The organism is Trichocoleus desertorum ATA4-8-CV12 (genome assembly GCA_019358975.1).
Taxonomy (GTDB): Bacteria; Cyanobacteriota; Cyanobacteriia; order FACHB-46; family FACHB-46; genus Trichocoleus; species Trichocoleus desertorum_A.
Genome location: JAHHIL010000006.1, coordinates 43,165 through 68,551 on the forward strand (window position 1 = coordinate 43,165; position 25,387 = coordinate 68,551).

Consider the following 25,387-nt stretch of genomic DNA (forward strand, 5'->3'; position numbering starts at 1 on the left):
GTAGTTTTGCTACAGGGATAGCATAAAAAGTATTGGAGAGAATCAGGATAGGTTATTCTGCTTTAGGTTTTAGCAGCGTGTATTCTTCCTCAAAGACTTCAGCCCAAGATAGGGAAGTTAAGGAACACCGCAGCCCCATTTCATCCTCAGCATCTTTGATGGCTCTGTCGAAGCACTTCTGCCAAATCGACTCAATATGATCTCGATTGAGGCTGGGGAATTCTTCTTGGCTGTCAGCAATTTCTGTCCGCGCATCCCGAATCGTAATTGCCCAACTTGGCGATCGCCGCTCTGGTTGGCACTTCCACTTAATCACATGGCTCATGAGTCGAGTGAGTTGGCTTTTTAGCGCTCGTTTTTCTGACCTACCCATAGAATCAATCAGTGCATGGAGTCCTTCGCCCGCTTCCATCGGTTTGCCCTCTTGCAATAGCTTCTGCACCGCGATCGCAGTTTGGTAAGGAGAACTCGCTGCCAGAAATGCCCAATCTGGTTGTGCTTGCATAATTCACGCCTCAACGGTCTGCTACCGTGAACAGACTCTGGGTTTGGCTCATATTCTAATCGCTTTGCTGAATGGAGTTGAGCGATCGCCCCCAGGGTACAGCCCCTCTCCGCTTAGGCGCGATAGACTGTCGAAGGTATGCCCCTATTGAGTTCTAGAATCAGCCCCTATGACGAATCGTCTGGCTCAAGCCCAAAGCCTCTACTTGCGGAAACATGCTGAGAACCCAATTGATTGGTGGCCTTGGTGTGAGGAAGCCTTGGAAACAGCACGGCGAGACAACAAACCCATCTTTTTGTCGGTGGGCTACTCCAGTTGCCACTGGTGCACCGTCATGGAAGGAGAAGCCTTTTCTGATACGGCGATCGCAGACTACATGAACGCCAATTTCTTGCCGATCAAAGTCGATCGCGAAGAGCGCCCAGACCTGGACAGCATCTATATGCAAACCGTGCAGATGATGACAGGGCAAGGCGGTTGGCCCTTGAATGTGTTCTTAGCTCCCGATGACCTAATTCCCTTTTATGGCGGCACCTACTTCCCCCTCGAAGCGCGGTATGGTCGCCCTGGATTTATGCAGGTGTTGCAAGCGATCCGTCGCTATTACGACAACGAACCCCAGAAAGTGCAGTCACTCAAGGAAGAATTGCTGGGGCATCTGCAAAGCTCTGCCTTGTTGAATCCAGGCCAAGAGTTAAATGACGAGTTGTTGCGGCAAGGGTTGGAGTACAACACCGGGGTAGTCACGTCGGAGGGACACGGCCCCAGTTTCCCGATGATTCCTTATGCCGATATGGCCCTGCATGCCGTGCGATTTCAAGACCACTTGAAGTACGACGCCACCGACACTTGTACCAAACGGGGGCTGAACTTGGCTCTAGGTGGCATTTATGACCATGTAGGCGGCGGCTTCCATCGCTACACCGTAGACCCCACTTGGACCGTGCCCCACTTTGAAAAGATGCTCTACGACAACGGGCAAATTGTGGAGTATTTGGCGAATTTATGGAGTGCGGGCATGCATGAGCCTGCATTTGAGCGGGCGATCGCGGGGACGGTGCAATGGTTGAAGCGAGAAATGACTGCGCCCCAAGGTTACTTTTATGCAGCTCAGGATGCCGATAGCTTTGCTACCCCCGATGAAGTGGAACCCGAAGAAGGCGCTTTCTATGTGTGGAGCTACAACGAACTCGAACAACTGCTGAGCGCCGAGGAACTTGCAGAGCTGACCCAGCAGTTTACCGTGACACGCAATGGCAACTTCGAGGGCCAGAATGTGTTGCAGCGTCGCCAACCCGGAATACTTAGTGACACCATAGAAGCCACTCTCGTCAAACTGTTCCAGGTGCGTTACGGAGCCGAGCCGCGATCGCTTACTACCTTTCCCCCCGCCCGCAATAATCAGGAAGCCAAAACCCAAAATTGGCCCGGACGCATTCCTGCGGTCACAGATACCAAGATGATCGCGGCTTGGAACAGCTTGATGATCTCGGGATTGGCCCGTGCTGCCACCGTGTTCAATCAACCTGAATATTTGCAACTGGCTGCTCAGGCGGCTAACTTTATTCGCCAACAACAATGGGCCGAAGGACGATTCCACCGCCTCAACTACGACGGCCAACCCCACGTCGCCGCTCAATCGGAAGATTACGCCCTGTTTATCAAGGCATTGCTGGATCTCCATCAATCTCGGCTAAGTGGAGAAGTTGCGGTAGAGACCCAGGCTTGGCTAGAAGCAGCGGTACAAGTGCAACAAGAATTCGACGATCGCCTGTGGAGTCCTGAGTTGGGTGGCTACTACAACACGGCTAGTGATGCTAGTCAAGATTTGCTGGTGCGGGAGCGTAGTTACGCTGACAACGCTACGCCTGCGGCCAATGGTATAGCGATCGCGAACCTAATTCGTCTAGCTTTGCTGACTGAGAATTTAGAGTATCTCGATCGGGCGGAGCAAGGGTTGCAAGCCTTCAGCAGCATTATGGAAAGTGCGCCTCAGGCTTGCCCTAGTTTATTTGTTGCTCTCGATTGGTACCGCAACCAAACTCTAGTGCGAACCACCAGCGAGTACTTAGATCAGATCGCTCTGCAATATCTGCCGACAGCGGTTTATCTCCCAGAGCCAAATTTGCCAACTGCTGCGATTGGCTTGGTCTGTCAAGGGCTAAGCTGCAAAGAGCCTGCGACCAGCTTCGAGCAACTGTGGGAACAACTGCTACAAAGCCAAATGCGAACCACGGTTTAGTCCGTGAACCAGTTCCAAGCAGGGGCGATCGCTGTGTGCAGTTGCTCATAGGCTCTCACTTAGAGAAAGAGCAAGCACTCACACAGCGCCCATCCCAAGAGAGAAAACACCATGAAGCAATACATCACGTACTCCATATCCCTATGACTCCATTACCATCTGCACCAAATCTTGCAGCGTTTTAGATTGCTACTTCAAGTTAAAAATTTGGCTCAGCCAGCACTTCTATCTGAAGTTCCAAGGTGAGACGGCATGGCATCTAACTAGGGAGTTGGTTGCGGTGGGGCAACAGGGCGAGGAGAAGTAGGCATGTTTCCAGCAGGAGGCGCGACGGGCGAGGTGGGCATCATCGGTGTATTCCAAGGTTGGTTCGCTACAGGCTGACTGGGCGGAATCCGTTCGATGGTAATCAAGGCTTCCATCACCGCTTTGACAATGGGTGCTGCCACCGTAGAACCGAAGGCATCATCTCCCTGCGGCTCATCAATTACCGCTACCACCACATAGCGCGGAGCTTCGACGGGGAAAATGCCGACAAAGCTAGTGATTTTAGCGCGCTCATAATAGCCACCATTCGGATGTGCCTTTTGCGCGGTTCCGGTTTTACCCGCAATGCGATAACCAGGAATTTGAGCGGATTTTCCTGTGCCTTGAGCCACCACCGATTCCATCATGGCTAGCACGGTTCGCGAAGTTTCTGGCGAAAAAATTTGTTGCGGTGCAGGCAGAGAAGGCTGCCAATATGGTTGTCCTTCTGTGTTAAATAAGCCACGCACTAAATGAGGGGTAACTAACTTACCACCGTTGGCCAAAGCTCCATGTAGCTGTACTAACTGGATAGGAGTGAGAGAAAAACCTTGACCAAAAGAAGTTGTCGCTGGCTCAATCGGTGAACTCGCAAACTGCGATCGCGGCTTCAGAGATCCAGCGATTTCAAACGGTAAATCAATCCCGACCGTTTGCCCCAAACCCAAGCGCTGCAACCAACTGTAGTAAATATCTGGCGGCATCTGCTGCACAATACGCACCATGCCTACGTTGCTGGAGAATTGTAGAATTTGAGCGATCGACAGTGGCCCTCGTGCGCCAACATAATCGTAGTCATAGTCAGCGATCGGCCAACCATCGACGTAAATCTGGCCTTCGTCGTTGAACACACTATTGGGTTGAATCGCCCCAGATTCTAATGCGATCGCCACGTTCAACGGCTTAAAGGTAGACCCAGGTTCGTACAGATCGGTTAGTGCCCAATTCTTAAACAGCTCTACATTGAACTTGTAATACTGGTTGGGATCATAGGAAGGCTCCGAAACAAACGAGAGCAAGGAACCATCTCGCGCATCCATAACAATGACACTGCCTCGCTTGCCGTTAAACTGCTTGATTTGCTGCTGGAGCGAAAACCGAGCGGCGCGTTGCAAACGGCTATCGAGCGTGAGTTGGAGTCGTAGATCATCGACATGCAGGAAACCGCCAGGAACCTGGTCAGGAATTAAAGCTCCGCTGCCCGTACGACTGAGACGCACAGCCTGAACAGAGCGCTCTAATAACTTTTGCTGGCTATATTCCACCCCCGCTTGACCCTTGCGATCGAGATTGACATAGCCAACCACATCGGCAAACAAGTCCTGTTGAGGATAGAGCCGCTGCTGATGACGAAGCAGCTCAACACCATCAATCTGCAAATCTTTAATTTGATCTGCAATATCTTCAGTCAGGGAGTACTCTACCTGGATGCCAGTATCAGTTCGATTGAATTGCTGAGTTAGTTTAGCGGTCGATTGCTTAAGTAATGGTGCCAACTTAGCCGCGATCGCCTCTTTCGCCTCACTAAATAAGCGAGGATGGGCGTAGAGCGTGTAAACAGGTTGGTCGATCGCTAAAACATTGCCGCCGCGATCCACAATAGGCCGCCGGGGAACAAAGGGTCGCAAATAAATCATTTGTTGATCTTGCGCCCGAACCTTTAGCTTCTCAGCCTCCACAATTTGCAGACGAAATAAATTGGCGATCAGCCCTAGCCCACTCGTCATCAACACAATCCATACCAACACCAACCGAAACTGGGAAGGCTGAGTCTGAACAGGAGGTAACGAACGCCAACGACCTCCGGCATCTTGCCAGGACTCATCCCCCGCTTCCAAATGGCGAGCTTGAGGAGAGTTAGGGGTGGAGGGAGGAACAGAAGAGGCCATAAATCCAACACATTAGCAGGACAGCACGGTCAGGCAAGGAGATACAGATCGCTGCTAATAGCCCAGCGGCGAAAATGCAGTAGGTTTTGCATCCTGTGGCGCAATCGGCGTAACGACAGGGGCAGGACGCTGAGGCGCAGGTTGCAGGAAAATTGTATTTGCTGGATTAGAAGGCACCAGTCCTGCTCTAGAAGTTTCTGCTTGTTGGGCAATTTGATTCTTCAGTACTTCGCTGGCTGCTGTCAATTGGCGCTCATTGCGCTGCAAGTTTTCTAGCTTGCGATACTCCTGGCTCCATAGCTGCTGCGAGTACACCGTCTGACCATATACAGAGAGCACAGCAATGGAGAGCGTCCCGGCCAAAATTGACAAACTACGCTGGGCTCCAATTAGCGATCGCAACCATAGAGGTAGCTGGCGATTGTTGGGTAAGCGCTTAACGTTAGCAGACTGAACCCGACGAGGAGCAACGGTTGGCTGTAGTTTCGTAATCGGGGTGACTTTCGGGCCACTCGGATAAATCACGGTTTGACTGATTTGACTTGTTTGACTCAGCTGACTGGGGGGCAAACGCCGAGGGGGAATTCTAGATTTTAGACCAACAGCCATAGACCTCACTCCTAAAGCAGCAACGCGGCAAAGTTTGAGCAGTTTTGTGCCGCCAAATTAAATTCATACACCCACACTCATCAGCCATCCGAACTCTACGGATCTCTTAAGACCTGTTCGCACCTTCACTCAGGTTTGGCAATTTTTGGCAATTAGCTATTCTCTGAGGTTGTGGATAGGTTCTTAGTAGAGTCTTCAGCTAAGGCTACACAGCAGAATTGCTGTTATCTTAGCCTCATTACTTCCACTCAATTCACCCTAACGGTTTTAGTTTTCCTTACTTTCCAGTTTGGCTTCTAGAATCAATAAAATTACGAAGTATAAATATGCAATTGCTCAGTCTACTATCTAATTGGAATTTCAAATAAATCTAAAGGAAGATTTTTCTGAAATAACGACTACAGTCCTGCGAATCTACCCTAATCTTATGGCCGCCAACTCAGAAAGCAAAGACCAGCAACACCCCCTATGGAGTCGCGATCGCCAAGTCATCAGTAGCTTGATTGAAGCAGAAGCCAGTGACTATAACTTGGTTGAGCTAGCACGGCTACGCATTCGCTACAAAGGCTTTCCCGGCGCACGGGATATTCAGGCAGACCTCGACAAAGCTCTGGCCCAGTGGCAACTGAGCGAGGAGGAGTTATTTGCCAAAACTAGAGACATCCATGCTGCGGCTCAGGTTTACAAGGGCCGTGGCTCCCAACGAGATGATTGGAGTTAATAGCTGAGTTTGGCTGCTAAGCAATGGCTGATTCACACTGCCGATTAGCTACCTGCTGATTAGCTACCTAAAGATTGGAAAAAACAAGTTGAAAGTACCCCTTTCAAACATGATAAAAAACCCTAAACCAATCAAAATAATTGGAACAAATGTATTACCATAACGGGTAATTAATTGGATGATTGAGGGGTGACGAGTTAACCATTGTGCGATCAAACACCAAAGTCCTAGCAGCCCCAAAAACACCGAAAGTATGATCCCCAAACCGTGGCGATCGCTACTGGCAAACAAGGGTACATAGATGCCAATGTTGTCACCCCCATTCGCGATCGTGGTGATCGCAACTGCATAAATTTTGGGGTTAAATAAACTCCGCCAACTGGTAGAAGCCGCTATTTGAGGGGATGCAGCCGGAGAACCACTAGCTGAGCTATCACTAACCAGGTGGATAGCCTGCCCATCACTCGCTGCGGAGTCACGATGCCATAATTGGTTGATCCCCAAGGCGATCGGGACCAGTCCTAGCAGCCCCACCCAAGCTGAAGAAATCACCAAGCCACCTAAAAACCCTGGCAAGCTCGCCACAATCAGCACCATAAAGCCTAGGTACTGCCCTATGACAACATGACGCTTCCGGAACGTTGAGTTAACCTGCGAGAAAAACAGGGTTAGCAACAACAGATCATCAAGATTCGTTGCGATAAAGGCCATCACCCCCGAAGTGAGGGTTACCCAAATTCCTGCCTGAGTCACGGTGCCTTCTGTTCCCCCTGGGGAGCTACTAAGGGGCTGACAACCTGCTCTAGAGCTTTGGCTGTTTCTTGAGGTGTAGCTGGCGTTTCAATCAATCGCCTCAGATCGGCCTCCAGTTCACTCGAAGCGGGCGTCACAGCTTCCTGGTTTTGCTGATCTGAAGCAGGCACTGAGGTAGAAAGGGGCGCTAACACCTGAGCGAGTTGTGCTTGCCGTTGCAATTGTTCTGTGGAAGAAACCAAGCCACTTAATCCATTAATTAAGTTGCGCAGATTGTCACGGAAGGCTGGATCTCCCGTCAACTCATCCAGATCAGCGGTAATTTTTTGAGCATTCTGAAAGGTCGCGCGCGCCGAATCTAGAGTTTGCTGCAACACAAGAACATTCGTAGGATTGTTGAGCGATTGAGAGACATCCCGCAAGTTGGCGGAAGCTTGGATAGCATTCAGCGAGAGGGCTTCCAAATTATTCAGCAGAGTGCTTTGCTCAAATCGGCTTAATACTGGGCTAAAGCCCTGCACCGTTACTTGAAGTTGTTCACTGGTCTGCTGAATTGTGCTCAGGGTTTCGGCTAGTGTGTTGCGATTGCTAGTCACTAAGCCGCTGACTTGGTTGGCCGTTAGACCCACCTGGGTAGCCGCTTCGCTAAGGGCAGCAGCCGTAGTGACTGCTGAAGCAGAAACCGTGTTTAAGTTTGCTTGAGTTGATTGGCTGAGAACTGCCACTTCTTTAGACAACTGCGACACCGCCGCTGCCGCCTCCGCAGTATTTTTAGCAGCAGCGTTGACATTTGTGAAAAACGTAGGATCACTATACAGGGCAGCAAACCTGATGCTGGCACGAATTAGTTCATCAACGCTAATGCCAATTTGACCTTTGAGCCGAGAGCCATCGCAGACGATCACTGCTGGATCGCAGTTAGCAGCCAAGGGTCTAGCCGCGATCGCCCCTTGGGGTAAAATTTTACGCGGTGTAATATCAATCGACGTTTCACTAATCAAACCAGATTGATTCGCCTCGACAATCACATCGCTAGGAATGACAAGATCGGACGAGGAAATCTGCAAGAGGACATCTACACCGTTGGGTCCTGGCCGTACTCCTTCGATTTTGCCAATCACCACGCCTCGATACCTGACTGGGGCTCCTTCCTGCAACCCAGCTACATTGGTAAATTCGACAATAACCTGGTAAGTACGATTTCCCACACTGAGACCTCGGAGCCAAAGAATCAACGCTCCAAATAGACCCAGACCTAACAAAATTAGTAAGCCGACTGAGCCTTCTCGAACGGTTCTGGTGCGCATGCCTCGTGCCTCGTTGGTACTTCGTCAAATGGGCGTAGAACTAAGTGTCTCCAGGAAAAACCACTTAACCAATCACCTGGATCGGTCCTTCTACACTGCCACTAAAAAATTGTCGAACTAAAGGGTGATCTGTAGTATCAATATCATTGACTGTGCCTTGCCACTGCACTTTACCTTGGTAAAGAAACACAATCCGATCGGCAGTCCGGCGAATCGTACTATCTTGGTGGGTCACCATAGCGTAGGAGCTACAGCCACCTTGTACGCTCTGTAGTTGCCGCACTAAATCTTCAATCACTGTCGAGGCAATCGGGTCTAGTCCCGCTGTGGGTTCGTCGTAGAGGAGGACTTCTGGGGAACCATCTGGATTGTCTGGATTTGCCATAATGGCACGGGCAAAACTCACCCGTTTGCGCATCCCTCCAGAAAGCTCGGCAGGTAAGCGATCGCCAATCCCAGCGAGACCTACCATTTCCAATTTTTGATTGACTAACTCGCGAATGCGTCGTCGCGATAAATTGGAATGCTCGTACAGCAGGAAACCCACATTCTCTGCCACCGTTAGGGAGTCGAACAAAGCGGCTTGCTGAAATACCATGCCAATCCCAATCGGGTCAGCGCTGTCTTCAATCAATCCTTGCCGTCGTTGTCCTTGCACATAAACTTCGCCTGCATCTGGTGCCAACAACCCCGCAATAATTCGCAAGATCGTTGACTTGCCAGTTCCAGAAGGGCCAATAATGGCTAGGGCTTCTCCGCGATGAATGGTTAGATCTGCATTATCCAACACCACATTTTTGCCAAATGTTTTAGACACTCCTTTCAGTTCAATCAGTGGCTCAGCCATGGAGTTCAAATTAGCGTCTTTAAGTTCTGTCAGTGGCTCAGCCATAGGATGTCCGGGGAAGTTCTGGCAGGGAATTTAGTAACGTTTGTCAAACCTATGTCTCAGTTTGTACTTTTAGCTTCAAGTTCAATTTAAGTAATCCAGATTCCTACTGTAGCCAACTTCTGGCGATCGCTTTCATTGAGGGGCAACGCCTATAAACCTCAGATCGCCTGCTGGTGCCTGATCAACAGCAATTCATAGACGACGGTTCTGTCTTGCAATCTCAGCCTCTAAGATAGGCAGTAACGATATGAGTTTACAAGTTGATGCTGACTCACGTCAGTACTGCTTGGAGCGAAATAGCATCTATCAAAATCGCTCTACCTAAGGGCCACCCAATTCTGAAGACTCATTCTTAAAGACAAAGTAGCAACTTTCGGGTCTCCCCTACAGTCAAATCGCTTCTAGAAGTGTAGTTGTGCTGTTAGAGTCAGAAGCGGTTGCTGCATATTTACCTATCCAGATGTTTTACCTCCTCGCTCAGCAATGACAATTGGTTTATTAAAACAAGCCCTAAATGCCCTGACGCAGGAATCTCGCCAGCGCACGCCTTTGCGAGTTAGCCGCTGGTTCAAGTGGTTAGCACCTGGATTATTCGTTAAACGCTGGTTACTGCTGAGTGCCGGAGGTGTTCTCCTAACCAGCTTAGGCCTAGCCATCTGGATTAAGCTAACCCCAGTTTTCACCTTGATTCAGCTAGTCCAGAACTTTCTAGAATTTATTACAGAAATTATTCCTAGCTACATTAGCGGGCCGTTGGTAATCATCTTTGGCCTGTTGCTAATTTTGTGGGGGCAAACCCGAACGCTCGGTTCTATCACCGAGGTACTGATGCCAGAAGGAGATGAAGAGTTAGTCGATGTACTACTCAATCACCGTCGTCTCAATCGCGGTCCCAAAATTGTCACGGTGGGGGGCGGCACGGGCCTCTCTACCTTGCTGCGAGGCATGAAAACCTATAGTGCCAACATTACTGCGATCGTGACTGTAGCAGATGATGGTGGTTCCTCAGGCCGCTTGCGTCGTGAAATTGGGGTGTTGCCTCCCGGAGATATTCGCAACTGTCTCGCTGCTTTAGCTGACGAAGAGAGATTGGTGACGGAGCTATTTCAGTATCGGTTCCGGGCTGGCGATGGACTCACAGGACACAGCTTTGGCAACTTGTTCTTAACGGCAATGAATGACATCACGGGGAACTTGGAGCAAGCGATCGCCGCCAGTTCTGAAGTTTTGGCGGTACGGGGTCGAGTTTTACCCGCAACGCTGAGTGATGTGCGCCTATGGGCCGAATTAGCCGATGGCCGTCGGATTGAGGGCGAATCTAGCATTACCGCCGCCCAAGGCAGCATCGTCAAAATTGGTTGTACCCCAGAAAACCCGCCTGCGTTACCCCGTGTATTGCAAGCTATCCGGGAAGCAGACTACATCATTATTGGCCCAGGTAGCCTTTACACCAGCGTTATTCCCAATTTGCTAGTCCCCGAAATTGCCGACGCGATCGCTCAGCGCAAGGTACCCCGCATTTACGTCTGCAATATCATGACGCAACCGGGAGAAACCCAAGGCTACAGCGTAGCGGATCATATTCAGGCGATCGATGCGGCTTGTGGGCAACGGCTGTTTGATGCGGTGCTGGTGCAAAGCAAAATCCCTTCGGCTCACGCCTTGATTCGCTATGCTCAAGAAGATTCTGAGCCAGTTGCACTCGATCGCCAGACCGTAAAAATGCTGGGCTGTCGGATTGTCCTTGCCAATGTCATGGACGAAGATGAACGCACCGGACTCGTGCGGCACAATTCCCAACGCTTGGCTCAAATCCTGTTTCGCTGGTACACTCGCACACACAGTTTGTAGCGCTTCTCTAGTGAGCGGGTTCTCATGGCAGTTGAGTCTCTTACGTTCGTCCTCCCGGATGCCGCCGCTACGCGATCGCTTGGCTTGACGTTAGGGCAAGCCTTACCTGCTGGTAGTACCCTCCTGCTAGAAGGTGATTTGGGCAGTGGCAAAACTACTTTGGTTCAAGGTTTGGGGGCAGGTTTAGGCATTGCAGACACCATAGATAGCCCTACCTTTACGCTCATTAATGAGTACATGGAAGGTCGGTTGCCACTCTACCACCTAGACTTGTATCGCTTGCAATCTACCGAAGTTGCACCCCTCAATTTAGAGAGTTATTGGGAGGGAATCGACTACCCCCTGGGTATTATGGCGATTGAGTGGGCCGAACGATTGCCTTATTTGCCAGAATCTTACTTGCAGGTGCATTTGCGCTACCAAAGCGGGGCTGGAGGCGGCAAAGTGGGTAACGAAGCGATCGCCAATCCACCAGTCTTTTCTGGACGCTACGTTGAGTTAATCGGTGTAGGTGAGTTTGACCTAGAGTTCCTGCAAAATTTAGCGGTAGGTTAGCCAAATCCTGCCAGAAAAGGGCGGCGAGAAAAAAGGGCAGGTCCAAGACCTACCCCTACAACTAGAAAATTGAGTATTTCCTACCGTCAGGCTTTATTCTTCAATTTCTTCGTCAGTGCCTTCAACCGAAGGTGGTACTAAAGCCACTGCGGCGATCGCGTCATCTCCATCTAGTCGCTGGACTCGCACCCCTGTCGCTGCCCGTGACTGCGAAGAAATAGCCTTGATCGCTTGACGAATGATGATGCCCCGGCTGGTAATAATCATCAGTTCGTCTTCTTCGTTGACGACCCGTAAAGCTACTAGTTTGTCAACAGCACGCCGCGACTTGAATTTAGTTGCGATCGTACCTTTGCCCGCTCGATTTTGTAACCGGAACTGAGACACGGGTACGCGCTTGCCATAGCCTGAGCTGGTCACCACTAACACCCAAGGCCCTTGGGTTTCTGCAAGCACCGCTTCTTCTGCTTCTAGTTCCTCTTCTTCCTCCACTTCAGGGCCAGAGGCAATATTAGCAACGACACTAGCGGGCAAGATATCCATGCTGATCAGTTGATCACCAGGGCGCAAATTCATGGATTTGACCCCACGGGTGGCTCGGCCCAACGGACGGAGTTGCTCGTTGTTCGCTCGGAAGTGAATTGCCATACCTTGGCTAGAGCCAATGATGATGCTGTCTTCCACGCGCGCCCGCCGTACCCAACGCAGTTGATCGTTTTCTTCTAGGGAGATGGCAATCAAGCCGTTAGTGCGAATGTTGCTGAAGGCAGAGAGCGCCGTCTTCTTGACAAAACCGCCACAGGTCAGCATCACCAAGTATTCGTCACTGCTAAATTCCGAAACTGGGACGATAGAGGTAATCTTCTCGTTTCTGGGAATGGGTAGCATTTGCACCACTGGCATCCCCCGTGAAGTCCTCGACCCGACTGGAATTTGGTAAGCCTTGAGGCAGTAAACTACCCCGCGATCGCTGAAGAACAAAACGCTATCGTGGTCGCAGCAAGTGATGAAGTGTTCAACGCCGTCGTCTTCCTTCATCCGGGTGCCCGCCTTACCTCTGGTGGCTCGGCTTTGAGCTTCAAAAGTGTTGATGGGCATACGTTTGATGTAGCCCTGCTCGGTGAGTAAAATCAGGGCTTTTTCGTTGGCAATCAGGTCTATATCCCCAATTTCCCCTTCTGCCTGCTCAATCACAGTGCGGCGTGGCGTGGCGTGGGTTGCTTTAAGCTGAGCGACTTCAGTGGAGATGATCTCTAGAATTCGTTCTCGCCGGGCCAGAATGTCTTGCAAATTCGCAATTTGGGCTTGCAAATCATCATGCTCTTGCTGAATTTTTTCTGCTTCTAGGGCCGTTAAACGCCGCAGTTGCATTTGCAAAATGGCGTCTGACTGAGCTTCGGAAAGGCCGTAAGTGTCGATTAGCTCTTGCTTCGCGGTGGGAGCATCTGCCGCATGCCGAATCAAATCGATAATGGTATCTAGATTGGTCAGTGCAATCAAGAGACCTTGCAGCATATGATCTCGATCTTCTGCCTTCCGCAACTCATAGCGGGTGCGACGAATGATCGTTTCAATCCGGAAATCAAGGAAGACCTGGAGACATTGCTTCAGCGCCAGGGTTTGAGGTTCGCCATTCACCAGCGCCAGCGTATTCACCCCAAAGTTCGCTTGGATGGGGGTTTGCTTGTAGAGGTTATTCAACACAACGCGAGGATAAGCATCGCGCTTGAGTTCGATCACAATTCGCATACCATCGCGATCGCTCTCATCTCGAATGTCAGAGATGCCTTCCAAGCGCTTCTCGTTGACCATTTCCGCGATCTTTTCGATCAGCGCTGCCTTGTTGGTTTGGTAAGGCAGTTCAGTAATGATAATGGCTTCGCGATCGGGACGACCTCGATGCTCAATCGTCTCAATGCTGGCCACACCCCGCATGGTGATGGAGCCACGACCCGTCATGTATGCTTCGCGAATCCCACTGGTGCCGAGGATTTGACCCCCAGTCGGAAAATCTGGGCCAGGAATCAGGCGGATGAGTTCAGCATCGCTCAAATCCGGATTTTGAATTAAGGCGGTTAAGCCATCAACCAGCTCTCCTAAGTTGTGGGGGGGAATGTTGGTCGCCATTCCCACGGCAATTCCAGAGGAGCCATTCAGCAGCAGTTGCGGAATCTGGGCTGGCAGTACTAAGGGTTCTTGCTGAGAGCCGTCGAAGTTATCACCAAAGTCAACGGTGTCCGACTCAATGTCACGCAGGAGGGCGTTCATCGTTAGCGACTGCAAGCGACACTCGGTGTATCGCATCGCGGCGGGGGGGTCGTTGTCGATGGAGCCAAAGTTGCCGTGCCCGTTAATTAAGGGAGCGCGCATGGAAAAGTCTTGGGCCATGCGGACTAAGGCATCGTAAACGGCTGTATCACCGTGAGGGTGGTACTTACCTAGCACTTCCCCAACCACACGAGCACATTTACGGAAGGGGCGGTCTGCGGTTAGCCCCAGCTCATGCATAGCGTAGAGAATTCGACGATGAACGGGTTTCAGACCATCCCTCGCATCTGGCAATGCCCGACCTACAATTACGCTCATGGCGTATTCCAGGTAAGACCGGGACATTTCATTCCGCAGATCCGTTGGAACAATCCGCTCTGGGGAGGTGCTCATACAGTGAAAAAAACTCCAAAAATGCAGAATTTTGGCAATGAAAGAGAAAAAACGCCCAAAAAATGCCGATAGACTGCTCAATAACTGCCAAATACTCTCTAAATTTTAACACATCTTGATGTTTCGTGGGTTCTATGGTATTAACACCAAGCTCAGCTGGAAAGGCGATTAGGAGTGCGATCGCCCTCTCCCTAACCCTCTCCCACAGGGAAAGGGAACAAGAAATCGGAGTGGCTTTTTTCGCCTAGATTTTGATTGAGTAAAATCGGGGGGTAGCGTGCGGTGGGTTGACCATGCTGGCGGTAATTTACTCGGATGAATTTTTGGATCATAAAACTGGGCGTTTTCATCCAGAGCGACCGGAGCGCTTAACGGCGACAGTGGCAGCACTCAAGGCCACACCTTGGGCCGACCAGTTGCAGTGGCGATCGCCCACACCCATTGCCCAACGTCCGATCATGACGGATTTGGGTCGCGTGCATCCACCCACTTACATCGAACAAATTCAGCAATTAGCACAAGGTGGGGGTGGCTATTTAGATCCCGATACGCCCGTTTCTCCGCGCAGCTATGATGTGGCTTTACTCGCCGTTAGTGCTTGGTTAGATGGCGTGGATCAGGTACTGCGAACAGGCAACCCCGTCTTTGTATTAGCTCGCCCACCAGGACATCATGCCCTCAGTGATTGTGGGATGGGCTTTTGTTTGTTTTCTAATGCGGCGATCGCTGCTTATTCCGCTTTGGAGCAACCGGGTATCAATCGGGTGGCGATTCTAGATTGGGATGTGCATCACGGCAACGGTACGCAGGCGATCGTCGAAAAGCATCCTCAGATTGCTTATTGCTCGCTGCATGAGTCTCCTAATTACCCTGGTACAGGCTTGGCAACGGAACGTGGTTTTCATCACAATGTGTTAAATTTACCCATGCCGCTGGGTAGCACAATGGCAAGTTACCAACCCTTATTCGAGAAACAAGTTCTACCGTTTCTCACCAGCTTTCAGCCCGATTTATTAATAATCAGCGCTGGCTATGATGCCAATCATGACGATCCTTTATCTGGCATTTCACTTAAACCAGAAGACTATGGAATCTTTACTCAATACTGTTTGCAATTAACCCCAAAAATCGTCTTTGGTTTAGAAGGTGGCTACGACTTACCTAGCCTTGCAAAATCTGTTGTAGAAACGATTAATAGGTGCCTAGTTTGACCTGTAGGGGCGAAGCATTCGGATAGAATCTTGGCTAATCACCAACGTATTATTTGCCGAGTGCTTTGCCCCTAACAAAATTTCGCTGTAACAGTCTAGGTATCTTAATCTACAAGAAATTTGTACAAAGCTTTATAGGTGGCTTCTGGAGCTTCTTCAGGTAGAAAATGACCAGAGGCGATCGCCTCACCTGATACATTTTTGGCTCTTTCTTGCCAAATTTTCAAAACATCATATTTGCGTCCAATAATGCCTTGACTACCCCATAAAACGAGTAGAGGACAAATAATTTTTTGGGCTAAATCAGCGCGATCGTGAACTAAATCGATCGAAGCTCCAGCTCGGTAATCTTCACAAGTTGCTCGAATCGCTTCAGTCTGACTAAAGCAACGAATGTATTCCGCTAAAGCTTCAGGTGTAAATGCTGCGAATTTCTTACTCCAGCGTTCTAAACAAGTACGCAGAAAATATTCCGGATTGGTACCGATTAAAGTTTCTGGTAAGGGGTGGGGTTGAATCAGAAAAAACCAGTGATAGTAGGCTGTAGCAAATTCTTGATCGGTCGTAGCGTACAGCTCGTAAGTTGGGACAATATCTAATGCTGCCAACTTTTTAATGCGCTGAGGATAGTCTAAGGCCATGCGGTGTGCCACTCTAGCGCCGCGATCGTGCCCTACCACATAAAACTCTTGATAGCCCAACTGCTGCATCACCTCAACCTGGTCTTGGGCCATGACTCGCTTGGCATAGCTAGCATGGTCAGCTTCTGCTTCCGGTTTAGAACTATCTCCATAACCTCTTAAATCACTCACCACAACGGTAAAGTCTTGGGCCAGATAGGGAGCCACTTTATGCCACATCACATGGGTTTGAGGATAGCCATGTAGTAGCAAGATGGGATAGCCGTTGCCACCTTTCAACAAGTTGATGGTCACGCTACTAGTCTGCATTTGTAGCCGCTGAAATTGAGCAAACATCTACATTCCCCAATTGCTCATTTTTCTGTAGTGAATTGCTTCCCGAGTTGATTAATGCGACTTCTCTAGTCGTTCTAAACTTGAGTCTAAGTGATAAACCTGTAATTTTGTTTACAAAGACTCGATCCTGCACCCTGGCTCGATAGCCTAGAAACAACCTGTTAAACCATCTACAAAACCGCAATTACTGGGTTTCGAAGCGATAAAGCTAGGAACTTTACAGAATGCAAATTAGATATTTTGCTACTAACCGCGATCGCTTTTAGGGATGGCAAGAGCGATCGCAGCTTTTTATTTAATACCAAGTTAGCTAATGACAAGTTAGGCAACGACGAAATTTTGGGCAGTCAGAGAAACGTCATGAAACACCGTGATCGTGTTACTGGGACTAAAAGTAATAACTGAGAACAGTTGGCCTGAGGTTGCATTGCCACTACTCGTAATTGCCCGTAGCAGATCCGCACCTGTACTGGCCCCTAGACCTGCGGCTACTTGAATCGTGTCGTCAGCAACCACAAAGTCACCAATCACATCGGCACCATCACCCGCCTCAAACCTAAACGTATCTCTCCCAAGTTGACCCCATAAAGTATCGTTGCCAGGTCCACCAATCAGGAAGTCGTTGCCGTCTCCCCCCACCAACTGATCATTGCCCGCTTGACCGACTAACGTATCGTTACCTGCTTGGCCAAACAGCACATCCTGCCCGCCAGCACCGCTCAGAAAATCGTTGCCCGCATCGCCTTGGATTTGATCATCACCCTCTAGGCCATCAATATAGTCAGCCAAAATAGTGCCGAGAATTAGGTCATTCCCTGCGGTGGCGATCGCAGGAGTAAAGCCTTGTGTCTGAAATCCAGCAATTTGGTAGCCAATATCTGCCAACATCGCTTGATCTAAGCGGGTGATGGTTTGGCGTACCCCAGGATTCGTAGCTCCCATCAAAATCGGTTTGCCGTCACTCAAAAAGCCATCCTGAATATGGCCTAAATCCGGATCGAGCGAGATAGGTTGTCCTCCATTCACATCTCTAGCATTAGGGCCGCTAAAAGCTCCACCCTGACCCGTCGCTCTAAAAACTGGAGCTGTGCCAAGGCCCAACACATGACCAATTTCGTGCAAAGCCGTACTTAGAAAATCTGTTTGACTGGAAGGGATATCGTCAGTAGTGTTAGGGGTTTGGTCAAAAAACCAAGGAGCAGGCGTCCCATTAGAAAAAGTTGGGGCCGAACTAAAAGAAATACTGCCAACCCAAGGCTCAAAGTTGGAACCGCTGAATCGATTGCTAAAAATACTGCCAGCCACATCCAATCCATCAGGTCCACCTGCTGCCAAGGCTCCTGAAAGATTGCCAAAAGGCACGGTTTGCGCTCCTACAAAAACCAATAGATCATCACTCTCGGCATCTAAGACGACTGTCTCCATCTGGCCTGTTTGGGGATTTTGTACCCGAAATCTTACGCCAGCAGGCAGGTCAGCAAACTCATCTTGAATCACTGCCTCCCAAAGTTCCGCCGCAGCCTCTAACGTCGCTCGATGCTGGGGATTGGCAAAAAAGCCGTTGGTATCAAAGCGATAGTCAAATTGAATTTGGAAGTTGGGTGGGGCACCTATGCGCTTCTCCTCCTGCCCAAAGGCAAGGAAATGCTCAAAGCCATTGCGAAACAGACCTGCCGTAATAGCCTGAGCAACGTCAGGATACTTCGATAAGTAGTACTGGTTATCAAATTGGGCACTGGGCGATTGCCCCTCGAATTGACCTCGATCGAGGAAGTGCTGTAAACCACTACTGGAAAGCCCCTGCACGATCGATTGCGCCCCTTCAGGGTAGCGATTTAGGTAATTACTATTGCTAAACCAGCGACTTGGATTGCGACCCTCTCGTTCTCCGAAGCGCCGAAAGTGCTCAAATCCACTGGCTAGCTCTCTTCTGGCCACTGCTGATGCTACATCAGGATTATGGGCCAGGTAGAACGATTCATCAAAAATATCGAAAATTGACAAGGTCATGGAAGCCACCTGTGCAGTGAAGCTTAGACAAGGCGATCCAGCTACATCGACAGACACTTCAATAGCTACATGCAGTTAGCACCAAGACAGTAATATGACGGAGTAGCTGTTGGTCAAATCCCACACACTTGATAATTTACCGCTTTAACTGTAGTTTCTTGGCTTCTCTGCTCATAACTTTCTTTAAATCTTTAAATTGAGGTTGATTCGAGCTAAGTATGTACGTATAAATGCTGACAAGCGATAACAAAGTTTTAGTAGTTTTAATTCAAATAGGCATACAGATACCTCAGCCACTTTAGGTCGGCCTTAGCTACACCTTGGCTCTGCCGTTCTGTTAGCGGCGATACCAGCTATTCAGGGTCAGGACAACTGCCAGCACCACAAGCAACGGAGTTAACCAATCCCCCCACCGTACAAAAAGAGTTTGGGTTTGGCGACGGTAAATAGTTGCTGCATGAAGTTGGTAGATGTTTAGCCCTGACAGCCATTGAGTTCTGCCGTGGGGATCAATGACACCAGAATAGCCTGTATTGGTAGCACGGGCTACCCAACGATCCGTTTCCACGGCCCGCATGACATCTTGAGCATGATGTTGGGCTGTCATGGCTGGGCTGTAATGGGCATCATTAGAAGCACTGAGGATAAATTGCCCTCCCCGTGCTGCTTGCCACCGAAAATGCTCCGCAAAAGCAGATTCATAACAAATGCCCGCGATCGCTCTGCCAAAAGGAGTTTCGAAGAGGTGCCCCGTTTGCCCAGGTAGCATGTGAGCATCAAGAGGAGACAAACGATCGATTACCCGCCCTAAGACATCCTCAAAGGGAATGTATTCGCCTAAAGGCACCAATCTCACTTTGTCGTAACGACTGAAAATCTCACCATTGCCTAGCACGGTAAACAAGCTATTGGTAATGCTGCGACCTTCTTGGCCAAAAGCGCCCACCCAAGCTACAACACCGCGATCGCGCACTGCTTGGTAAAAAGAACTCTGCGTCAAGTTCGACCCACTCCATAGAAAAGGTAGTGCCCCTTCCGGTGTTAGTACCGCTGCTACACCCTGGTCGGCTAGCTGATTGTAGCCAGTGGTATAGCCATCCAAAGCCCGCCGCCAACCTTGCACATCTAGCTTAATTTCGTTAGGAATATTGCCTTGAATAATGCCTACTTTTAAGGCTGCATCTGGAGGGGACACTAAAGCTCGACTGTACAAATTCCACCCTGTGAGATGCAGTCCTACAAACAGAGCTACTGCTATGACAAAGGGAGCGATCGCCAACTTTCGGACTCGACTTTCAGAAATTTGCCCTTGGCGCGATCGCTGGTAACTCATCCAAGCTTCTGCAAGCAAACCATTCACAGCTACGATTGCCGCCGTAATCACCATCGGGCCAGACAGTTGCCCTAAGTGCAAAATGGCTAAGTTATGAGGGCTTTGGGTATAAGACACCGAAGTCCACCACAAAGGCCCCCAACTCCAGAAGGACTCCAAACTACACCAAAGCGCGACCCCAGTTAATAAACGAACTCCGAATGGCAGCTTTAGCGTTTGCGCCAGCCAGCCCCAGCAACCAGCCCACATTGCCACCAGAACAGCGCCCCACAGGGTGAGAAGTATCCAGCAGAAGAGAGCGATCGCTAAACTAGCCAACCAAGGCACCCCCATCCAGGTCATCGGATGGACCCCCGTAATCCAACTCACCGCTAGCCCGTGATAACCAATTCCCCATGCCAAACCTAAGAGCGATCGTTCTCGATGATTCCCCTTGGCAAACTGTAAAGCCACAGCCCACAAAGGGACTAACGCGATCCAGGCTAACGGCCAAGCATTAACTGGGGCAGGAGTTAGCCCCATCAGAATGCCTCCCCCTAACGCTATGCCCAACCGCCACAGTTGAGAGAGCTTGAGTTCAAGATTCAAAAATTTCGGCATGACAAATCAGATGTGAACGAGCCCTCAGTCCCCTTATTTTAAGGAGTAACCGGGCTGGCACTCGCTTCAAGTAAAGCCTGAGCCTGATTGATACTCTCACGCACCGAGTGAGCAGAGGCTTGTAAAGCAGCTCGTTCCGCATCAGTAAGGCTGAGTTGCAACACCTCTTCGACCCCACTACAGCCCAAGCGGCACGGCACCCCAATAAAAATATCTTCTAAGCCATATTCTCCCTGCAAGTGAGCTGCAACCGGGAGCAGCCGCGATTGATTCAAGAGAACGGCTTCTACCATCAAACAAGCCGCCGAAGCAGGTGCAAAATAGGCGCTACCTGTTTTCATCAGTTCGACGATTTCAGCGCCACCATTGCGGGTTCGTTCGATCAGGCGATCGATGGTGGGAGCGTCCATGAGTTCTGTGATCGGCACACCGTTGACTGTGGAATAACGCGGTAACGGCACCATCAAATCTCCATGACTGCCCAGGACGGTCGCTTTCACATCAGCAGTAGAGAGACCCAACTCCATTGCAATAAAGGTTTGAAAGCGAGCTGAGTCCAGGATTCCTGCCATGCCCATGACTTGAGCGGGTGGTAACCCACTAGACTGCCAAGCCAAATAAGTCATCACATCTAATGGATTTGTCACCACAATCATCACTGTACCTGGTGAATAGGTGACCACTTGACGAGTGACATCCAACACAATTTTGGCGTTGATTTTGAGCAGGTCTTCGCGACTCATCCCTGGCTTGCGGGGAATGCCAGCCGTGATCACGACCACATCTGAATTCACCGTATCGGCGTAGTTATTAGTACCCACAATCACGCGATCGTGCCGTTCGATGCCTCGCGCTTCCATCAAATCCAGGGCAATGCCTTGAGGTCGGCCTTCCAAAACATCTAACAGCACCACATCAGCCAGATTTTTTTCGGCAATCCGCTGTGCCAGAGTACTACCAACGTTACCAGCCCCAATAATGGATACGCGAGTTGGATGACAGACAGTCATAGGAAAGCTCCCAAAGACAAGCGCTATGCTGCCAGCCTAGCTCACTGCCTGCATTGATTGGGGTGATTTGATGCGGTTACTTAACACTCTCCAGTTGATCAACTCGCAACCAGATATTAGGAGTGGGAACTTGGCCAAATTTCACCAAGGCATAATCGCCTCGCATATCCACAATCTCCCCCTTTGTCTCGAACAGATAGGGAGGGAAGCGAGAATCGCTAGCCTGGGCTTCCAGACTATTCTCCAATTTCTCTCGAATGGCACGGACCAGATCACCTTTTTTGACTGCCATAGCTTGTATCGAATCTCTAGACTCCTCTTCAGGATTCATTGTAGAGCTTAACTGCGATCGCCTACAGCAACTCTGGCCTTAGTCGGACAAATGCTCTTTAGTTTATTTTGGCTTGGGATGAGATTGACATTGCGGGCAAAAGTGAGCGGAGCGACCTGCCAGCTTTAGCCGCTCAATTGGACTGTCACAAACTCGGCAAGCCGTGCCTGTGCGGTTATAAACCCAGGCGGCTCGGCCATAGTTGCCATTCACGCCTTGAACGCTGAGGAAGTTACTAAAGGTGGTTCCTCCCGCCTCAATACTGGTTTCTAAAACCTGAATAACAAATTGACGCAGTCGGCTAATTTGCTCTGGCGTTAAGTCTGTGCAGAGGGTTTGCGGATGAATCTGGCTGAGAAATAAAGCTTCGTCTGCGTAAATGTTGCCAACCCCTGCCACTAGAGTTTGATCGAGCAACGCATTTTTGATGGGACGACGCCGATTATGCAGTTGCTGCGCCAGGTATGCCACCGAAAACTCATCCGAGAAGGGTTCAGGGCCAAGTTTTTGCAATCCTGTCATCACGCTTTCAGGCTTTTGTCCAGGGGGCACCCACCACATATGGCCGAAGGTACGCTGGTCTACAAATCTGAGTTCGCGATCGCCTGCTAAAAACAACCTGACTCGCGTGTGCTTCTGCAACGGCTCCCTTGGATCAACCCACAGTAACTGCCCAGTCATGCGTAAATGAACACCTAGCCAACCTCTAGGCTCTGCTGGTTGATCTTCTGCTTGTTGGCTTTCTGCTTGTTGACTCTTTATGGGGGTAGACCGTTCAAGTTTGGCGAGCAAGTATTTACCTCGGCGCTGCCAAGCCGCGATCGCGCTTCCCTTTAAGCCAGTCAAAAAATCAATACTAGAAACTGGGTAGGCAATGCTGCGTTCCAGCAATACATCACCCCCCAGAATTGCTTTGTTCAGGGTCACCTGTTGGAGACCCCGACGAACTGTTTCAACTTCAGGCAGTTCAGGCACAACCCAACCTTAGAATTCGGTTTACCCTAACGGGAATCCGTTCCCTGGTTAGCTCCGCCTTCCACAGTAGCATTCGCTTCACCAGCTTCCGGCTTAGCAGTTTGCTTCGCGTTAGTCTTGGTGTCTTGTCCAGTTCTACGCTTAGCAGAGTCGAGAGTAGTGTTTCCACCGCCAGGTGCAGCAGGAACTCCCTGCTTCGCCTTAGCTTTTGGAGCTTCGATCTCTACGACTTCCTCGGTCGCAAAGTTATTGGTATTGACACCAGCGTAGTTAACCTTGTCAAAGCGAACGATGACTGGATACTTAATACCACTCTGGTCAATTGAGGCAACAGTGCCTACATCTTGGAACCAGAAGGATTCTTTACGGAGGATACGGACTTTAGAACCACGTTGAACCATGAGTGTTTTTTTCCTTAACTAATTTTCAACACATATGGCTAATCGATCCTCAGAGTACTACTCCAGAAGGCCTCTCGGTTCGTTCTGCTCTTTAAGTTTTATTTCTACTCTGTCCAGCGAACCCGCACAAAATGGGCTGGTCGTCCCCAATCATCTCGAATTGCTGCTACGCCTGCGATCGCTAAATTGAAGGGAATTGCAGTTGTCACATATTGTTGGGCCACGCTGCCTAAGCCAGGTGCCAATTGAGCTGCTGTGGTCGTGGCTAGCCCTAGCCCTAGCAATTGCTCGATCGGACCTCGCGGCAGGACCAAGTGAATTCCCAGTGCTAATCCCACCGTGAGCAACATATTGACCGATAAATTGGTGCCACAACGAGGATGAACCGCCAAGTTCCACTCACCTTCAGTCACTCGTTGTAACGCTTGATGTACCGCTCGCCGTAAATACATTGTCTCTACTTGACCATAGAGATAAAACCCTTGATCCGTAGACATTCCTCCCAACAACTCATTGTCCGTCGAGGAGGTTCTAGAAACTATGCTAGAACTAGGACCAACCGAAGATTCACTTAAAACCCACACAGTTGCATGTTCTAAGGCATGCACTTGTCGCAACATCAAAAGCTCTTTGAGGCCAGGAATAAAGTTGAGTTGTCTCAAGAGATCAACGTCTTGGGTCTGGCTGGGAGTGACTAGATCCGTGCCCCAAAAGCGAAAAGGAAATTGGCTGTTCTCTTCAGAAGTAAAGGTAGCCATAACAACCCAACTTAACTCACCAATTCAGCAATAGCAGTCTTCCTCAACTCTAACGTTCACGAGCAGAAACAGCTGCAAATCTTTATTTCCACCTTGCAGATTCAGCTTCAGCAACATAAAAAAAGAAGCTGAGCGATCGCCCAACTTCTCTATTAATAGCTATCAAAGTTTTGGGAAGGTAGTTTTTTTCAACCTTAGTAATAGCGCTATGAAATAGCAGCGCTCTGGTGACGTCTTAACCAAGGCGCATTAAAAATAGCAGCCGTTGGAGTACCCGTTGCTGGCTGAACTACTTCTCCTACCCGTTTGGCAACTTCAATCCCATACTGCTCAAAAATTACAATGGGATCTGAGCCTTGATTCATTTCAATCCTCTTCACTAACACTTGCCCATTGGCTAGTCGCTGCCCCACGCTGACATAGCGACTCGTATTTTCGTTAGGTGCCTTGATGATCGCCTGAGCCTGTTCGCCCACTTGAACCACACCTGAAACCTCAACTGCTTGGGCCAGCGCAGGTTGTGGCAGGGGTGGCAACGCGGCGATCGCAGGTGGTACGGATTGAGGCAGAGTTCCAGGGCGGATAGGCGTCGCTCCTGCTGGCCGTGCCCCTGTCGCAGTTGTTCTTGGTCGTGCCCCTGGCCGTGTCCCTGCCGTAGCTGTCCCTGGTCGTGCCCCTGGCCGTCCTCCCGCACCCGCAGGAGTTCCAGGAGATCTACCACCAGCACGAGTTGTATTGGGTCGTGAGGCTACTGCAGGGGTTCCTGGCAAAGTACGCACTTGGGGAACTGGACGTGGGGCACCAGGTGTAGTTGCATTTGGAGAAACTACAGGAACAGGTGGAAACGCCAACAAAGCAAATGGGTCTTGACGACCCTGTTGAACTTGGCGAGCTCGCTCGTCTGGGTTAGTGGATTGAATAAGAGCAGGTGCAGCAGGTCTCTGCTGTGGGGCCACAAGCGGTGGCTTCGCTGAGAAAGGTTGAGCTTTTGCGGGGGCGGGGCTAGCAGGGGCTTGAGGTGTGGGAGTCGGAGCAACTGAAGGCGTAGGAGCAACAGCTTGTTCTCCCCCTTCATCCCCCGCGCACCCACTGAGCAAGAGGGCCAGTATCCCTGTAAATGCAATCACTTTCGCTTGACGCATTGCCAATTCCCCAAAACTTTACTTACAGAATAGCTTTTTTCGCACTATCTTGTGCTAAGGATTCGACTAAAATCCCACAAAAAACAATGTTATTTCTATCCAATGGCTTGGATAGATTTACATCTTGACTACCATTGATCAACCCACCCTTAAAAGCTAGTGAATTTACACAGTTTTAAGGTAAAGTTTCACAAAGCGAGTTAGTTAAAAGCCAAAAGATGGGTAAGCTCCAAAGCACAACAGCTGAAGCAACAGGTCATTATTGTGGCTTGAGAGTTTGATTAGCAACAAGCTCTAGTTCACCCTGTTCTTCTGTCAGGTAGGTCTGACTTTGTACCAATCCAATCT

General features: G+C 50.0%; 21 protein-coding genes. 5 read left to right on the forward strand and 16 right to left on the reverse strand.

The window, feature by feature from the left end; genetic code table 11:
- Positions 1-52 precede the first annotated feature (52 nt).
- Positions 53-505 (reverse strand): DUF29 domain-containing protein, encoded by a 453-nt coding sequence (locus tag KME12_07910; GenBank protein MBW4487700.1) that lies wholly within the window; start codon positions 503-505, stop codon positions 53-55.
- Positions 506-674: 169 nt separating this feature from the next.
- Here KME12_07910 and KME12_07915 point away from each other — a divergent pair, with 169 nt between their 5' ends.
- Positions 675-2,747: a thioredoxin domain-containing protein gene (locus KME12_07915; protein ID MBW4487701.1), complete on the forward strand. Its 2,073-nt coding sequence runs from the start codon at positions 675-677 to the stop codon at positions 2,745-2,747.
- Between the two features lie 263 nt (positions 2,748-3,010).
- On the opposite strand, the gene KME12_07920 is transcribed toward KME12_07915, so the two are convergent.
- Both KME12_07920 and KME12_07925 read right to left on the reverse strand, forming a co-directional pair.
- Positions 3,011-4,942, reverse strand: coding sequence for a penicillin-binding protein 2 (locus tag KME12_07920; protein ID MBW4487702.1), 1,932 nt, complete (start codon positions 4,940-4,942; stop codon positions 3,011-3,013).
- 54 nt (positions 4,943-4,996) lie between these two features.
- Complete coding sequence (locus KME12_07925) at positions 4,997-5,551, reverse strand: hypothetical protein (protein MBW4487703.1); 555 nt, start codon at positions 5,549-5,551, stop codon at positions 4,997-4,999.
- 427 nt (positions 5,552-5,978) lie between these two features.
- Here KME12_07925 and KME12_07930 point away from each other — a divergent pair, with 427 nt between their 5' ends.
- Entirely contained in the window at positions 5,979-6,272 is a 294-nt protein-coding gene (locus KME12_07930; protein ID MBW4487704.1) for a DUF3288 family protein, read from the forward strand.
- A 63-nt stretch (positions 6,273-6,335) separates the two neighbouring features.
- On the opposite strand, the gene KME12_07935 is transcribed toward KME12_07930, so the two are convergent.
- The 3 genes from KME12_07935 to KME12_07945 form a co-directional block, all read right to left on the reverse strand.
- A complete protein-coding gene (locus KME12_07935) occupies positions 6,336-6,983 on the reverse strand; it encodes a cadmium resistance transporter (GenBank protein MBW4487705.1) in 648 nt (215 codons plus the stop codon).
- 38 nt (positions 6,984-7,021) lie between these two features.
- A complete protein-coding gene (locus tag KME12_07940; protein ID MBW4487706.1) occupies positions 7,022-8,332 on the reverse strand; it encodes an MCE family protein in 1,311 nt (436 codons plus the stop codon).
- Positions 8,333-8,396: 64 nt separating this feature from the next.
- Positions 8,397-9,179, reverse strand: a complete 783-nt coding sequence (locus tag KME12_07945) for an ABC transporter ATP-binding protein (protein ID MBW4487707.1) — start codon at positions 9,177-9,179, stop codon at positions 8,397-8,399.
- Positions 9,180-9,707: 528 nt separating this feature from the next.
- Here KME12_07945 and KME12_07950 point away from each other — a divergent pair.
- Together KME12_07950 and tsaE are read left to right on the forward strand one after the other, a co-directional pair.
- Positions 9,708-11,075: a YvcK family protein gene (locus tag KME12_07950; protein MBW4487708.1), complete on the forward strand. Its 1,368-nt coding sequence runs from the start codon at positions 9,708-9,710 to the stop codon at positions 11,073-11,075.
- Between the two features lie 24 nt (positions 11,076-11,099).
- Positions 11,100-11,630: a tRNA (adenosine(37)-N6)-threonylcarbamoyltransferase complex ATPase subunit type 1 TsaE gene (gene tsaE, locus KME12_07955; protein MBW4487709.1), complete on the forward strand. Its 531-nt coding sequence runs from the start codon at positions 11,100-11,102 to the stop codon at positions 11,628-11,630.
- Positions 11,631-11,723: 93 nt separating this feature from the next.
- On the opposite strand, the gene gyrA is transcribed toward tsaE, so the two are convergent.
- Positions 11,724-14,291 carry a DNA topoisomerase (ATP-hydrolyzing) subunit A gene (gyrA, locus tag KME12_07960; protein ID MBW4487710.1) on the reverse strand — a complete coding sequence of 856 codons (2,568 nt, stop codon included), beginning with the start codon at positions 14,289-14,291 and terminating at the stop codon, positions 11,724-11,726.
- 293 nt (positions 14,292-14,584) lie between these two features.
- Between gyrA and KME12_07965 the strand changes: the two genes are divergently transcribed.
- Positions 14,585-15,502 carry a histone deacetylase gene (locus KME12_07965; GenBank protein MBW4487711.1) on the forward strand — a complete coding sequence of 306 codons (918 nt, stop codon included), beginning with the start codon at positions 14,585-14,587 and terminating at the stop codon, positions 15,500-15,502.
- A gap of 104 nt (positions 15,503-15,606) precedes the next feature.
- On the opposite strand, the gene KME12_07970 is transcribed toward KME12_07965, so the two are convergent.
- From KME12_07970 to KME12_08010, 9 genes are all read right to left on the reverse strand, one after another.
- Positions 15,607-16,479: an alpha/beta hydrolase gene (locus tag KME12_07970; protein ID MBW4487712.1), complete on the reverse strand. Its 873-nt coding sequence runs from the start codon at positions 16,477-16,479 to the stop codon at positions 15,607-15,609.
- A gap of 321 nt (positions 16,480-16,800) precedes the next feature.
- A complete protein-coding gene (locus tag KME12_07975) occupies positions 16,801-18,489 on the reverse strand; it encodes a hypothetical protein (protein MBW4487713.1) in 1,689 nt (562 codons plus the stop codon).
- Between the two features lie 337 nt (positions 18,490-18,826).
- Positions 18,827-20,344 (reverse strand): apolipoprotein N-acyltransferase, encoded by a 1,518-nt coding sequence (gene lnt / locus KME12_07980; GenBank protein MBW4487714.1) that lies wholly within the window; start codon positions 20,342-20,344, stop codon positions 18,827-18,829.
- Positions 20,345-20,460: 116 nt separating this feature from the next.
- The gene (mdh, locus tag KME12_07985; GenBank protein MBW4487715.1) at positions 20,461-21,432 is read right to left on the reverse strand and encodes a malate dehydrogenase; all 972 of its coding nucleotides are present in this window, start codon (positions 21,430-21,432) and stop codon (positions 20,461-20,463) included.
- Between the two features lie 76 nt (positions 21,433-21,508).
- Positions 21,509-21,724, reverse strand: a complete 216-nt coding sequence (locus KME12_07990; GenBank protein MBW4487716.1) for an NAD(P)H-quinone oxidoreductase subunit O — start codon at positions 21,722-21,724, stop codon at positions 21,509-21,511.
- Positions 21,725-21,826: 102 nt separating this feature from the next.
- Entirely contained in the window at positions 21,827-22,738 is a 912-nt protein-coding gene (locus tag KME12_07995; protein MBW4487717.1) for a DNA-formamidopyrimidine glycosylase, read from the reverse strand.
- A 26-nt stretch (positions 22,739-22,764) separates the two neighbouring features.
- The gene (locus tag KME12_08000) at positions 22,765-23,139 is read right to left on the reverse strand and encodes a photosystem I reaction center subunit IV (protein ID MBW4487718.1); all 375 of its coding nucleotides are present in this window, start codon (positions 23,137-23,139) and stop codon (positions 22,765-22,767) included.
- A 104-nt stretch (positions 23,140-23,243) separates the two neighbouring features.
- A complete protein-coding gene (locus KME12_08005; protein MBW4487719.1) occupies positions 23,244-23,897 on the reverse strand; it encodes a hypothetical protein in 654 nt (217 codons plus the stop codon).
- A gap of 206 nt (positions 23,898-24,103) precedes the next feature.
- On the reverse strand, positions 24,104-25,039 hold the full coding sequence (locus KME12_08010; GenBank protein ID MBW4487720.1) for a hypothetical protein: 936 nt from the start codon (positions 25,037-25,039) through the stop codon (positions 24,104-24,106).
- Between the last annotated feature and the right edge of the window lie 348 nt (positions 25,040-25,387).

What these genes read in the sequence shown, in the direction of transcription:
- KME12_07945 (MBW4487707.1), bottom strand. Translation starts at nt 9,179, where the DNA reads ATGGCTGAGCCACTGATTGAACTGAAAGGAGTGTCTAAAACATTTGGC.
- KME12_07910 (MBW4487700.1), bottom strand. Translation starts at nt 505, where the DNA reads ATGCAAGCACAACCAGATTGGGCATTTCTGGCAGCGAGTTCTCCTTAC.
- lnt (MBW4487714.1), bottom strand. Translation starts at nt 20,344, where the DNA reads ATGGGGCTAACTCCTGCCCCAGTTAATGCTTGGCCGTTAGCCTGGATC.
- KME12_07925 (MBW4487703.1), bottom strand. Translation starts at nt 5,551, where the DNA reads ATGGCTGTTGGTCTAAAATCTAGAATTCCCCCTCGGCGTTTGCCCCCC.
- KME12_08005 (MBW4487719.1), bottom strand. Translation starts at nt 23,897, where the DNA reads ATGGCTACCTTTACTTCTGAAGAGAACAGCCAATTTCCTTTTCGCTTT.
- KME12_07940 (MBW4487706.1), bottom strand. Translation starts at nt 8,332, where the DNA reads ATGCGCACCAGAACCGTTCGAGAAGGCTCAGTCGGCTTACTAATTTTG.
- KME12_07935 (MBW4487705.1), bottom strand. Translation starts at nt 6,983, where the DNA reads ATGGCCTTTATCGCAACGAATCTTGATGATCTGTTGTTGCTAACCCTG.
- KME12_07975 (MBW4487713.1), bottom strand. Translation starts at nt 18,489, where the DNA reads ATGACCTTGTCAATTTTCGATATTTTTGATGAATCGTTCTACCTGGCC.
- KME12_08000 (MBW4487718.1), bottom strand. Translation starts at nt 23,139, where the DNA reads ATGGTTCAACGTGGTTCTAAAGTCCGTATCCTCCGTAAAGAATCCTTC.
- gyrA (MBW4487710.1), bottom strand. Translation starts at nt 14,291, where the DNA reads ATGAGCACCTCCCCAGAGCGGATTGTTCCAACGGATCTGCGGAATGAA.
- KME12_07990 (MBW4487716.1), bottom strand. Translation starts at nt 21,724, where the DNA reads ATGGCAGTCAAAAAAGGTGATCTGGTCCGTGCCATTCGAGAGAAATTG.
- tsaE (MBW4487709.1), top strand. Translation starts at nt 11,100, where the DNA reads ATGGCAGTTGAGTCTCTTACGTTCGTCCTCCCGGATGCCGCCGCTACG.
- KME12_07930 (MBW4487704.1), top strand. Translation starts at nt 5,979, where the DNA reads ATGGCCGCCAACTCAGAAAGCAAAGACCAGCAACACCCCCTATGGAGT.
- KME12_07970 (MBW4487712.1), bottom strand. Translation starts at nt 16,479, where the DNA reads ATGTTTGCTCAATTTCAGCGGCTACAAATGCAGACTAGTAGCGTGACC.
- KME12_07915 (MBW4487701.1), top strand. Translation starts at nt 675, where the DNA reads ATGACGAATCGTCTGGCTCAAGCCCAAAGCCTCTACTTGCGGAAACAT.
- KME12_07965 (MBW4487711.1), top strand. Translation starts at nt 14,585, where the DNA reads ATGCTGGCGGTAATTTACTCGGATGAATTTTTGGATCATAAAACTGGG.
- KME12_08010 (MBW4487720.1), bottom strand. Translation starts at nt 25,039, where the DNA reads ATGCGTCAAGCGAAAGTGATTGCATTTACAGGGATACTGGCCCTCTTG.
- KME12_07920 (MBW4487702.1), bottom strand. Translation starts at nt 4,942, where the DNA reads ATGGCCTCTTCTGTTCCTCCCTCCACCCCTAACTCTCCTCAAGCTCGC.
- KME12_07950 (MBW4487708.1), top strand. Translation starts at nt 9,708, where the DNA reads ATGACAATTGGTTTATTAAAACAAGCCCTAAATGCCCTGACGCAGGAA.
- mdh (MBW4487715.1), bottom strand. Translation starts at nt 21,432, where the DNA reads ATGACTGTCTGTCATCCAACTCGCGTATCCATTATTGGGGCTGGTAAC.